General features: G+C 64.9%; 10 protein-coding genes. 9 read left to right on the forward strand and 1 reads right to left on the reverse strand.

Features of this window, described 5'->3' with window-relative positions:
• Positions 1–6 precede the first annotated feature (6 nt).
• The 4 genes from AC6LJ2_RS06360 (at position 7) to lpxC (ending at position 4601) form a co-directional block, all read left to right on the forward strand.
• The gene (locus AC6LJ2_RS06360) at positions 7–831 is read left to right on the forward strand and encodes a cell division protein FtsQ/DivIB (protein WP_263913844.1); all 825 of its coding nucleotides are present in this window, start codon (positions 7–9) and stop codon (positions 829–831) included.
• A gap of 4 nt (positions 832–835) precedes the next feature.
• A complete protein-coding gene (gene ftsA, locus AC6LJ2_RS06365) occupies positions 836–2062 on the forward strand; it encodes a cell division protein FtsA (protein ID WP_006217473.1) in 1227 nt (408 codons plus the stop codon).
• A 190-nt stretch (positions 2063–2252) separates the two neighbouring features.
• The gene (gene ftsZ / locus AC6LJ2_RS06370) at positions 2253–3437 is read left to right on the forward strand and encodes a cell division protein FtsZ (RefSeq protein WP_025136632.1); all 1185 of its coding nucleotides are present in this window, start codon (positions 2253–2255) and stop codon (positions 3435–3437) included.
• 240 nt (positions 3438–3677) lie between these two features.
• Positions 3678–4601 carry a UDP-3-O-acyl-N-acetylglucosamine deacetylase gene (gene lpxC / locus AC6LJ2_RS06375; RefSeq protein WP_025136633.1) on the forward strand — a complete coding sequence of 308 codons (924 nt, stop codon included), beginning with the start codon at positions 3678–3680 and terminating at the stop codon, positions 4599–4601.
• Positions 4602–4795: 194 nt separating this feature from the next.
• Here lpxC and AC6LJ2_RS06380 read toward each other — a convergent pair whose 3' ends face one another.
• Positions 4796–5203, reverse strand: a complete 408-nt coding sequence (locus AC6LJ2_RS06380) for a flagellar hook-length control protein FliK (RefSeq protein ID WP_175190689.1) — start codon at positions 5201–5203, stop codon at positions 4796–4798.
• Positions 5204–5330: 127 nt separating this feature from the next.
• Here AC6LJ2_RS06380 and AC6LJ2_RS06385 point away from each other — a divergent pair, with 127 nt between their 5' ends.
• The 5 genes from AC6LJ2_RS06385 (at position 5331) to AC6LJ2_RS06405 (ending at position 11874) form a co-directional block, all read left to right on the forward strand.
• Complete coding sequence (locus tag AC6LJ2_RS06385; protein WP_263913975.1) at positions 5331–6314, forward strand: M23 family metallopeptidase; 984 nt, start codon at positions 5331–5333, stop codon at positions 6312–6314.
• Positions 6315–6491: 177 nt separating this feature from the next.
• Positions 6492–9227: a preprotein translocase subunit SecA gene (gene secA / locus AC6LJ2_RS06390; protein WP_263913845.1), complete on the forward strand. Its 2736-nt coding sequence runs from the start codon at positions 6492–6494 to the stop codon at positions 9225–9227.
• Positions 9228–9240: 13 nt separating this feature from the next.
• Positions 9241–9960, forward strand: coding sequence for a VOC family protein (locus tag AC6LJ2_RS06395; RefSeq protein WP_263913846.1), 720 nt, complete (start codon positions 9241–9243; stop codon positions 9958–9960).
• A 181-nt stretch (positions 9961–10141) separates the two neighbouring features.
• Positions 10142–10885 (forward strand): GntR family transcriptional regulator, encoded by a 744-nt coding sequence (locus tag AC6LJ2_RS06400; RefSeq protein ID WP_263913847.1) that lies wholly within the window; start codon positions 10142–10144, stop codon positions 10883–10885.
• A complete protein-coding gene (locus AC6LJ2_RS06405) occupies positions 10882–11874 on the forward strand; it encodes a tripartite tricarboxylate transporter substrate binding protein (protein ID WP_445658193.1) in 993 nt (330 codons plus the stop codon). Before AC6LJ2_RS06400 ends, AC6LJ2_RS06405 begins: the two co-directional genes overlap by 4 nt.
• Positions 11875–11882 lie beyond the last annotated feature (8 nt).

Consider the following 11882-nt stretch of genomic DNA (forward strand, 5'->3'; position numbering starts at 1 on the left):
TACTCTGTGTGGAACGACGCTCGCACTACCAACCTGATTGCCAACACGCTAGCCGTGCTGGCGGTCTGCGCCATGCTGATGGCGGGCGTGGTGTGGGTAGCGCAACGCCCGTATTTCACGCTGTCGGCCATCGAACTGGAGTCCACGCCGGACACCGAGCTGCACTATGTATCGCCGGGGGCGGTGCGTGCGGCTATCGCCGGACGCTTCAAGGGCAACTTCTTCACGGTGGACCTGGACGACGCTCGCGAGATCTTCGAATCGGTGCCCTGGGTGCGGCACGCCACCGTGCGCCGCATCTGGCCCAATGTGCTGCGCGTGCGCATCGAAGAGCAGCAGCCGCTGGCGCTGTGGAACGAAAACCAGATGATCAACACCTGGGGCGAAGCGTTCACGGCCAACACGGGCGAGGTGGACGACGAAACGGTCTTGCCGCAGTTCTCCGGGCCCGAGGGCACCGAATCGCTGGTGGTGCAGCGCTACGCCGAATTGGCACGCTGGTTTGCGCCGCTGGACATGCACGTCAAGCAGTTGGAGCTGAGTCCGCGCTATGCCTGGCGCGTGGTGCTGTCCAACGGCATGTTGCTGGACCTGGGCCGCGATCCGGGCGCCGATGCGCCGGATCCGCATGGCCTGCCCGGCGCGCTGCCGTTCGCAGCTCGCATTCAACGCTTTGTGCAAGCGTGGCCCGCCGTGTCGGGGCGCCTGGAAGGGCGCACCATCACGCAGGCCGACCTGCGCTATCCCAATGGTTTCGCCCTGGCGCTGGCTCCGTTGCCCGCGTCGGAAACCAAATCCAAATCCACACCGAAACCTCCCAAGAAACGCTAACGCCATGACCCGTGACATCAAGGACCTTATCGTCGCCCTCGATATCGGCACCAGCAAGGTGGTGGCTGTGGTGGCTGAAATCTTGCCCGAAGGCCGATTCGAAGTGCTTGGCCTGGGCCAGCACGAATCGCGCGGCATGCGCAAGGGCGTGGTCGTCAATATCGAGACCACTGTGAATTCCATCCAGCGCGCGCTTGAAGAAGCCGAGCTGATGGCAGATTGCAAGATCCGCGACGTCTACACCGGCATCGCCGGCAGCCATATCCGCAGCTTCAACTCCAGCGGCATGGTCGCCGTCAAGGACAAGGAAGTCACCGCCACGGATGTCGCTCGCGTCATCGAGACCGCCAAGGCCGTGAACATCCCGACCGACCAGCAAGTGCTGCACGTGCTGACGCAGGAATTCATCGTCGACGGCCAGGAAGACATCCGCGAGCCCATCGGCATGAGCGGCCTGCGCCTGGAAGTGCGCGTACACATCGTGACCGGCGCGGTCAGCGCCGCGCAGAACATCGTCAAGTGCGTGCGCCGCTGCGGCCTGGAAGTGCAGGACCTGATCCTGCAGCCGCTGGCCTCCAGCCTGGCCGTGCTGACCGCTGACGAGAAAGAACTGGGCGTCGTGCTGGTGGATATCGGCGGGGGCACCACCGACGTCGCCATCTTCACCGGCGGCGCCATTCGCCACACCGCCGTGCTGCCGATCGCCGGCGACCAGATCACCAACGACATCGCGGCCATGCTGCGCACGCCGACGCCCGATGCCGAGGAAATCAAGCTGCGCTATGGCGTGGCCAAGCAGGTGCTGGCCAGCCCGGACGAGTCCGTGGAAGTGCCGGGCCTGGGCGACCGTGGCCCGCGCCAGGTCAAGCGCCAGGCGCTGGGCGCCGTCATCGAGCCGCGCGTGGAAGAACTGTTCACGCTGGTGCAGCAGGTGGTGCGCGATTCGGGCTACGAAGACCTGCTGGCTTCCGGTGTGGTGCTGACCGGCGGCTCGGCGCAGTTGCCCGGCATGATCGAACTGGCCGAGGACGTGTTCCTCAAGCCGGTGCGCGTGGCGGTACCCGAATACGAAGGCAGCCTGGCCGACGTGATGCGCAATCCGCGCTTCTCGACCGTGATGGGCTTGCTGCAGGAAGCGCGCATGCAGCGTGTGCGTGGCCGCAAGGTCGCCGCGCAGACGGGCAATTTCAAGAGCCTGCTGGCGCGCATGAAGGAATGGTTCATGAATTGAAAGAGGGGGGCAGGTTGGGGCCTGCTCCTTGGCGTGATCCGCAGCGGCATCGCGGGTCGGGCCAGAAGGGGAGGCGTCTCAAACCCGTTGCGGATCAAACCGGTCGGCTTCGGCTTTGAGGCGATTCACAAAATATAGGTTGTTGGGGAATTTTTGTGATTTGCAAAATCGGACTTGTGAGGGAGTCATCATGATGAACTTTGAGATGCTTGAGAACAACACCAAAGGGACCGTAATCAAGGTCGTTGGTGTGGGTGGTGCGGGCGGCAATGCCGTCGCGCACATGATTCGCAGCGGCGTGCACGGCGTGGATTTCATCTGCGCCAACACCGATGCGCAGGCACTGGCGGCGACCAACGCCCCGGTGCAGATCCGTCTGGGCCGCACGGGCCTGGGCGCGGGCGCCAAGCCCGAGCAAGGCCGCGCGTCGGCTGAAACCGCACGCGAGGAGATCCGTGCCGCCCTGAACGGCGCGCACATGGTCTTCATCACCGCCGGCATGGGCGGCGGCACCGGCACGGGCGCAGGTCCGGTCGTGGCCGAAGTGGCCAAGGAGCTGGGCATTCTGACGGTGGGCGTGGTGACCAAGCCCTTCACCTTCGAAGGCAACAAGCGCCTGAAGATGGCTGAAGACGGCATCGCCGAACTCGCCAAGCACGTGCATTCGCTCATCGTGGTGCTCAACGAGAACCTCTATGAACTGATGGACGAGGACGCGACGCAGGAAGACTGCTTCCGTTCGGCCGACGATATCCTGCACAACGCGTGCGCGGGCATCGCCGAAATCATCAACGTCGAAGGTAACGTCAACGTCGACTTCGAAGACGTCAAGACGATCATGGGCGAGCAGGGCCAGGCCATGATGGGCACGGCATCGGCTTCGGGCGCTGACCGCGCCCGCGTCGCCGCCGAGCACGCCATTGCCTGCCCGCTGCTGGAAGGCGTGGACCTGAACGGCGCTCGCGGCGTGCTGGTCAACATCACTGCCAGCCGCTCGCTGAAGATGCGCGAAACGCGCGAAATCATGGAAACGATCCGCAGCTACGCTTCGGACGACGCCACCGTGATCTTCGGCACCGCCTACGACGAGTCGATGGGTGAAAATCTGCGCGTGACCGTGGTTGCGACCGGCCTGGGCCGTGCGCAGGCGCGTCCGCAACTGGTGCAGAGCACCGCTGAAGTGCTGCGTACCGGTACCGACAACATGCCCATGGGCACGATGCCGGCCGCCGGTCAGGGTGATTACCGCAATCTGGACATGCCGTCTGTCATGCGCAACCCGCGCAGCCAGGCGTCGGCCCAGGTGCGTGCACTGGAAAGCTCGGGCATGGATCATTTCGACATCCCGGCTTTCCTGCGCAAGCAGGCGGATTGAACCTGGAGCCTGATTCAGGCTCTATATGCACTCCCTCATCTCCGGCTTGCCTGTCCCCGCAGGCAAGCCGGAGGCGGAGCGGCCCGTGTTTCCCTTGCACGGCTTGAATAGGGGACGGTTTTATCGGTCGGTCCAGGCGCCCTTGATGGCGTTGGGAACCGGACAGAGTTACAATACGTCAGTTACGCCGGCAATCTCTTCTTAACTTGTCGGCTTCCTGGCTCAAAATACCTTAGTCTCATGTTCCGACAGCGCAGCATTCAGAATCTCGTCCGCACGACTGGTGTCGGCGTCCACTCCGGACGGCGGGTCGAGCTCACCCTGCGCCCGGCGGCGCCCAATACGGGCATCGTGTTCCATCGCGTCGATCTGCCCGAAGTCGTCGACCTGCCCGCGCAGGCCACCGGCGTGGGCGACACCCGCATGGCATCCGTGCTGCAGCAGGGCAATGTTCGCGTGTCCACGGTGGAACATCTCATGTCGGCATTGGCCGGCCTGGGCATAGACAACCTGCATATCGACCTCACTGCCGAAGAAGTCCCCATCATGGACGGCAGTGCGGCCACCTTTGTTTACCTGTTGCGCTCGGCGGGCATCGTCGAGCAGAACGCCCCGAAGCAGTTCATCCGCGTGTTGAAGACGGTGGAAGTGCGCGAGGGCGAAGGCCGCACCGAGAAGTGGGCCCGGCTGGAACCCCATGAAGGGTACGCGCTGGCCTTCTCGATCGACTTTCGCCACCCCGCCATCGACTCGACCGCCAATTTTGCCGAAATCGATTTCGCCACCCATTCGTACGTGCGTGAAATCGCTCGCGCGCGCACGTTCGGCTTCGTCAACGAAGTCGAAGCGCTGCGCTCGATGGGCCTGGCCCGTGGCGGCAGCCTGGACAACGCCATCGTCATGGACGAGTACCGGGTGCTGAACAGCGACGGCCTGCGTTACGACGACGAATTCGTGAAGCACAAGATCCTGGACGCCATCGGCGACCTGTATCTGCTGGGCAAACCCCTGGTGGCGCGCTATGTGGCCTGCAAGTCGGGCCACGGCCTGAACAACCAGCTGGCGCGCGCACTGCTGGCGCAGCGCGACGCCTGGGAATTGGTGACCTACGAATCGCAAGCCGCGGCGCCGCAGGCGTTTCGGCACGAATGGCAACTGGCTTGATGCCGGTTCGCCGCTAAGGGCGGCATCGTCGGGGTCCGTCCCCAGCTGATGCCCAGCCCTGTCCGGGGATGGCGCCTGCCGCCGCCCCTCCGCCTTCGGATGCCATCCAGGTATTTCCCGAGGCATCATCCGGTCCGACAACTTGGTTTCGCTTGGTATCCGGGCGGGCTGCGTGCCGGACAAGCTAGGCTATCTCAGCTACTCTTGTGGTGCTTCAAAAGCTTGGCGACCGCGTCGGCCAGGGGGCCGGGGCGCAGGGTGTCGTGCAGCGCTTCGAAAGCGCCCAGGGCGGTATCGCCCAGAGGCTGCGCCTCTTTCGGGGGCAGCGGCTGGCGGGCGCCGGGCTTGGGTAGGCCGGCTTGTACCTTGACGGCAATTTCGTTAAGGTTCCAGCCTTGGTCCGACAAGGCCTGCGCGATGCGCGGGGCCAGTTGACGCATCTTCGCCGCGTGCGCGGCACTGGGCACCACCAGTTGAAGGCGCTGGTTTTCCAGCTTGCCGACCTGGCACACGGCGCCCAACGGGGCGGGCAGAATCGCCGCCACCGCATATTGGATTTGCAAGTGCTTGCGGGCGGTCGCCAGTACGCCGGCGCCCCGCATGTCATGACCCAGCCATCCCAGGGCGGTATTTTCTTTCCGCCGGCTGGAACTGGAACGTTGACGGTATGAAGTGGGTCTATTCATCCCGGCTCTAAGAATTAGGAAGCAAACCTTGAAAATCGTGATTATGCATGCCCGCGACGGGCAGGACGGGCATTTCACCCTGGGAGGCGCGCGATTGGCGTTGTTTCTGGGGGGCGCGTTGATGACGGCCGCCATCTTTGGCGCCGCGCTTCAACGGTACATTACTCCTATCCTGCCCGCCGTACACACCGTGGGTTGGCCGCTGTCCGAGCAGCCGGGGCGCGATGCGGACTTCCTGCGCGGCAACATGAACCTGCTGGCTGCCAAGGTGGGGGCGTTGCAAGCCAAGCTGGTCAGCATCGACGGCCTGGGTCAGCGCGTGGCCCAGGTGGCCGGCGTGGCCTATACCGATCCGGAAGTGGCCAAGCAACTGGCCGCTGCGGCGACCGATGCGAACCATGCGCCCGAGGCGACCCAGGTCATGGACGATCTGTTCACCGACCGGGCGCCGCCCAGCGCGGCATCGGCCGAAGCGCTGGGCCGCCAGCTGGACGAAATCCAGGAACGGCTGGCGCTGCAGACCGATAACCTCAAGCTGCTGGATGCCGCGCTGACGCGGCGTTCGGCAGACCAGGCGCGCATGCCCACGGCGATGCCGATCACCGATTACCCCTATCTCAGTTCGTCCTATGGCTGGCGCCGCAACCCGGTGACGGGGCGTTCCGCCATGCACGAAGGCCTGGATTTCGCCGCACCGCCGGGCACGCCGATCCTGGCGGCCTCGGGTGGGGTGGTGCTGGAAGCCAAGTTCCAGCCCGGCTACGGCAACATGGTTGAAATCGACCACGGCGATGGCCTGATTACCCGCTACGCCCATGCCTCGTCCCTGATGGTCAAGCAGGGGCAACTGGTCGAACGTGGCCAGCAGGTGGCCCGGGTCGGTTCGTCCGGCCGGTCCACCGGCCCGCACCTGCACTTCGAGGTCCGGCTGGCCGGGCAGCCGCTGGATCCGCGCCTGTTCCTCGGGCCGCAGCAACATGCGCCGCCGGCCGTGGCGCAGGTCGGCGCCAACGGCGCCGCGCGCTGAGGCCCGATCCGGGCTACAGTGCCAGCCTGGCCATAGGATCAGGCTATTGCGCTCCAGGTGCGTTAAACTGGTTCGTTTCCCAGCGGACCCCCGCTCAACCAAATAACATCAAGTCACGGGCGACGCTGCCCTCAGCCTGTTTGCGGGCGCGGCGTGGTTCGTGCGGCCGACATACGCATGGTTTCTCTGCTCAAAAAACTCATAGGTAGCCGCAACGACCGGCTGCTTAAGCAGTATCGCAAGCTGGTAACCCAGATCAACGGGCTGGAGCCCAAGATCTCCGCGCTCTCCGATGCGGAGCTGGCGGCCAAGACCGAGGAGTTCACCTCCCGCCACGCCCAGGGCACTTCCCTGGACGACCTGCTGCCGGAAGCCTTCGCCGTCGTGCGCGAAGCCGGCAAGCGGGTCTTCGGCATGCGCCACTTCGATGCGCAGCTGCTGGGCGGCATTGCCCTGCACAGCGGCAAGATTGCCGAAATGCGCACGGGTGAAGGCAAGACGCTGATGGCGACGCTGCCGGTCTACCTGAACGCGATCGCCCGCAAGGGCGTGCACGTGGTCACGGTGAACGACTACCTGGCCCGCCGCGACGCTGAATGGATGGGGCGCCTGTATCACTTCCTGGGCCTGTCCACGGGCGTGGTGGTGCCGCAGCAGCCGAACGAAGAAAAGAAAGCCGCCTACGCGGCCGACATCACCTACGGCACCAATAACGAATTCGGTTTCGACTACCTGCGCGACAACATGGAATACCGTGTTGAAGACCGGCGCCAGCGTGCGCTGTTCTACGCCATCGTCGACGAAGTGGACTCGATCCTGATCGACGAGGCGCGCACGCCCTTGATCATTTCGGGCCAGGCCGAAGATCACACCGAGCTGTACATCCGCATGAACGCGGTGCCGCCGCTCTTGACCCGCATGGCCACCGAGCCCAAGCCGCAGGAACCGGAACCCGAAGGCGACTACTGGGTCGACGAAAAGAGCCAGCAGGTCTACCTGTCGGAAGCCGGTCACGTCAACGCCGAAGGCATCCTGGCGCGCCTGGGCATCCTGCCCGAGGGCGAGTCGCTGTACGACCCGCGCCACATCGCGCTGATGCATCACCTGATGGTGGCGTTGCGCGCCAATTCGCTGTTCTTCCGTGACCAGCAATACGTGGTGCAGGACGGCGAAGTCATCATCGTCGACGAATTCACCGGCCGCCTGATGGTGGGGCGCCGTTGGTCCGACGGCCTGCACCAGGCGGTCGAGGCCAAGGAAGGCGTGAAGATCCAGCACGAGAACCAGACGCTGGCGTCCATCACGTTCCAGAACTACTTCCGCATGTACGAAAAGCTGTCCGGCATGACCGGTACGGCCGACACGGAAGCGTACGAATTCCAGGAAATCTACGGGCTCGAAACGGTCATCATCCCGACCAACAAGCCCATGATCCGCAAAGACCAGAACGACCAGGTCTTCAAGACGGACGCGGAAAAGTACAACGCCATTCTCGAAGACATCCGCGACTGCCACGAACGCGGCCAGCCGGTGCTGGTGGGTACCACCAGCATCGAAAACTCCGAGCTGCTGTCGGGCCTGCTGAAAAAGGCCAAGCTGCCGCACGAAGTGCTGAACGCCAAGCAGCACGCCCGTGAAGCCGAGATCGTCGCCGAAGCCGGCAAGCCGGGCCACATCACCATCGCCACCAACATGGCCGGCCGCGGCACCGACATCGTGCTGGGCGGCAGCGTCGACAAGCAGGTCGACCTGATCCGCGCGGACGAATCGCTGTCCGAAGCCGAAAAGAACGCGCGCATCGAAAAGATCCGCGCCGACTGGAAGCCGCTGAACGAGCAAGTGAAGGCCGCCGGCGGCCTGCGCATCATCGGCACCGAGCGCCACGAATCGCGCCGTATCGACAACCAGCTGCGTGGCCGTGCCGGCCGCCAGGGCGACCCGGGCTCGTCGCGTTTCTACCTGTCGCTGGAAGATTCGCTGATGCGCATCTTCGCGGGCGACCGCGTGCGCGCCATCATGGAACGCCTGAAGCTGCCCGAGGGCGAGCCCATCGAGGCAGGCATGGTGACCCGTTCGATCGAAACCGCGCAGCGCAAGGTGGAAGGCCGCAACTTCGACATCCGCAAGCAATTGCTGGAATACGACGACGTCGCCAACGACCAGCGCAAGGTGCTGTATTCGCAGCGCAACGACGTGCTGGAAGCTGCCAGCGTCGGCGCCACGGTCGAAAACCTGCGCGATGCCGCGGTGACCGAGCTGTTCAACACCTATGTGCCGCCGGAATCGGTGGAAGAGCAGTGGGACATCCCGGCCCTGCAAAAGGCGCTGGAAGCCGACTGGCAGATCCGTCTGCCGCTGGTCGAGATGCTCGAAAAGGAAGCCACCCTGACCGACGAAGACCTGCGCGAGCGCGTGGTCGCGGCGGCCCGCGACATCTACCGGGCCAAGGTCGAGCAGGTGGGCGCGGAATCGTGGTCGCAGTTCGAACGTTCGATCATGCTGCAAGCGATCGACACGCACTGGCGCGAGCATCTGTCGGCGCTGGACTACCTGCGCCAGGGTATCCACCTGCGCGGCTACGCCCAGAAGAACCCCAAGCAGGAATACAAGCGCGAAGCCTTCGAACTGTTCTCGGGCATGCTGGATCGCATTCGTGACGACGTGGTGCGCGTGCTGATGACGGTGCGCGTGCAGTCTTCCGAGCAGGTCGAGCAGGCTGAAGCCGAAGCGGCCCAGCCGCACGTGCAGAACGTGCAGTATCACCACTCCGACTACGACGAGGCCCTGGCCCAGTCGGCCACGGAAGAGGGCGCGCAGCCGCAACGCAACGTGCTGCCCAAGGTGGGCCGCAACGATCCGTGCCCTTGCGGCAGTGGCAAGAAGTACAAGCAGTGCCACGGCAAGCTGGTCTGACCGGATAGACGCCATGCTGCATTCCGTCGGCCACACCGAATTCGACCATGCCGTGGTCATGGTGCGCGACCGGTTGGATGCGCTGGCGCCGCACTTCGAGCGGCAGGGCTTTCACCTGAGCGAGAAGGCGGTGCACAACCTGGGGTCGTGCAATCGCCTGATCGTGCTGGAAGGCACCTACGTCGAATTGCTGGGCTGGCCGCCCGGCGCGCCGCCAGCCCGCAAGGAAATCGCCGATTCTCCGTTCGGGCTGGAAGCGCTGGTGTTTCGCACCTATGACGCCCAAGCCACGCGCGAGCGCCTGCTCGCCGCCGGCTTCGCGGTCAATCCCATGCAGGAATTGAGCCGGCCGGCCATGCTGGATGGCCAGGAAGTGCAGGCTCGTTTCCATACCGTGCGCTTCGCCGAGCAGCCGCTGCCCGGCATCCGCATGTATTTCTGCCGCCATCTGACACCAGAGTGCGTGTGGTCGCCTGAACTCATGGCGCACCCCAATGGCGCCCGCAGCCTGACACGCATCGATGCACGGGCTGCCCAGGCGCGCCAGGTGGCTGAGCGCCTGGCCCTGGTGGCCGGCGTGAAAGCCGAAGCCGCCGCAGGGGGCTGGGATGTGCCGCTGGCCAACCTGCGCATCCACGTGCAGGAAGACCCGTCGGCAACCGTGCCGACCTTGTCCACGCTGACGCTGGAAAACCGCGACGGCGCGCACTACACGCTCGATACCGGTCTTTGAGCCCCAGGCGCGGCCACTCGGCCGCGCTTCTGTTTTTCCCATTTCCTGCGCATTGCCCTGTAAAAGGGGGGCGGATTGCTCGTGCTCGCTTTCCGGGCAAACCCGGGTTGCGGGGCAAAGTGTATGCACTTTAGTATGCACTTCATCACTGCTTGGAACGCCCTGACGGCAGACCCTTCCGATGACGCAATCCCGACCCGCAGCCCGCACCTCGGCCGGACAGACCGAGCTGTACAACGCCGTCAAGGCGATGGCAGTGAGCTTCGAGTTCAAGCCGGGCGAGCGCATCAATGAAGTGGAGCTGGCCCGGCGCCTGAACGTGAGCCGCACGCCGCTGCGCGAAGTGCTGAACCAGCTGATGGTCGAGGGGTTTCTGACCCGGTCGGTGAATCGCGGCTTCATCGCCCGCTTGCTGGACGCCAAGCAGATCCACAGCCTTTACGAGTATCGCGCGGTGCTCGAGGCAGGGATCGTGCGCGCAGCTTGCGAGCGCGCGACCGATGTAGAACTGGCCGAACTCAGGGCGTTCGTGGAGCGGTCGCGCGACGAGCCTGAAGACAGCGAGGCCACCCGGCTGCTGGCGCTGGACGAAGCCTTTCACCTGACGCTGGCGCGCCTGACGCGCAACGAGGAATTCGTGCGGGCGCTGGAAAGCGTCAATGCGCGTATCCATTTCGTGCGCTGGATCGACATGCAGCAGGGGCGCCGCAGCCATACCCAGGGCGAGCACATGCGCATCGTCCAGGCGCTGGAGCGGCGCGACGTGGACGCGTTGCCGGACATGATGCGCAGCCACATCGGGCGCCGCCTGGACCAGATCACGGATGTCATCCGCACCGGTTTTTCCACGATTTACATGCGGGACCAGGCCGAACCCGCCGCGGCAGCGCCGGCCAACACCACAACATCAGGGGAAAGAACATGACCTACACAACGATCCGGCGCGCCTTGGCGGCCGTCTGCGCGCTGGCCGCGCTGGGAGGCGGCCTGGCGGCCGCGCCCGCGCGGGCAGCGGACGAAAAACCGCTGATCCTGGTGGTGCCGTATCCGCCGGGGGGCAGCACCGACATTCTGGCCCGCATCCTGCAGCCGCGTCTGTCGCAGGAGCTGGGCGGCCGCGCGGTGGTGGTGGAAAACCGCCCCGGGGCGGCCAGCCAGATCGCGACCGCATTCGTGGCGCGGGCGGAACCGGACGGCAGTACGCTGCTGGTCAGCTTCGACAACCACGGCATCAACCCCGCCGTGAAGCCCAAGCTGCCGTATGACACCTTCAAGGACTTCGTCGCCATCACCCAGACCGTGCGCTTTCCGCTGGTGCTGGGCGCCAACCCGGGCGTGCCGGGCGACAACCTGAAGGAATTCCTGGCGGCGGCCGCCAAGCAGCCGCCCAACAAATTCAACTACGCGTCCACCGGCGTCGGTTCGTTGAACCACCTGGCGCCCGAAGAACTCAAGCGCCTGTCCAAGGTCGACCTGCTGCACGTGCCGTACGGCGGCGGCGGACCGGCCATCCAGGCGGTGGTGGGCGGACAGGCCAACATGACCTGGCTGAGTTTCGCGGCGCTGCGTGGCCAGATCCAGGCGGGCAAGATCAAACCCCTGGCCGTGGCCGGCGAGAAGCGCCTGCCCGACCTGCCCAATGTGCCGACCGTGGCCGAGTCCGGATTTCCCGGCTTCGTCGCGTATTCCTGGAGCGGCATGTTCGCGCCCAAGGGCACGCCCGACGCCACCATCAAGAAGCTGACCCAGGCATTCAACACGGTGCTGGCCGACCCCGACGTGAAAAAGAAGCTGCAGGAAGCGGGCTTCGAGATCGTGGCGTCCAACGGCCCGGCCCTGGATGCCTACGTGAAGGCGGAATACGACCGCTGGAGCAAATTCATCAAGAGCAGCAACATCAACCTGGATAACTGAGCGGAGCG

This window comes from Achromobacter sp. 1014246743, from assembly GCF_059760725.1.

Bases quoted from the DNA above. Each gene is read 5' to 3' on its own strand.
- ftsA (WP_006217473.1), top strand. From the start codon at position 836: ATGACCCGTGACATCAAGGACCTTATCGTCGCCCTCGATATCGGCACC.
- ftsZ (WP_025136632.1), top strand. From the start codon at position 2,253: ATGATGAACTTTGAGATGCTTGAGAACAACACCAAAGGGACCGTAATC.
- lpxC (WP_025136633.1), top strand. From the start codon at position 3,678: ATGTTCCGACAGCGCAGCATTCAGAATCTCGTCCGCACGACTGGTGTC.
- AC6LJ2_RS06380 (WP_175190689.1), bottom strand. From the start codon at position 5,203: ATGCGGGGCGCCGGCGTACTGGCGACCGCCCGCAAGCACTTGCAAATC.
- AC6LJ2_RS06385 (WP_263913975.1), top strand. From the start codon at position 5,331: ATGCATGCCCGCGACGGGCAGGACGGGCATTTCACCCTGGGAGGCGCG.
- secA (WP_263913845.1), top strand. From the start codon at position 6,492: ATGGTTTCTCTGCTCAAAAAACTCATAGGTAGCCGCAACGACCGGCTG.
- AC6LJ2_RS06395 (WP_263913846.1), top strand. From the start codon at position 9,241: ATGCTGCATTCCGTCGGCCACACCGAATTCGACCATGCCGTGGTCATG.
- AC6LJ2_RS06400 (WP_263913847.1), top strand. From the start codon at position 10,142: ATGACGCAATCCCGACCCGCAGCCCGCACCTCGGCCGGACAGACCGAG.
- AC6LJ2_RS06405 (WP_445658193.1), top strand. From the start codon at position 10,882: ATGACCTACACAACGATCCGGCGCGCCTTGGCGGCCGTCTGCGCGCTG.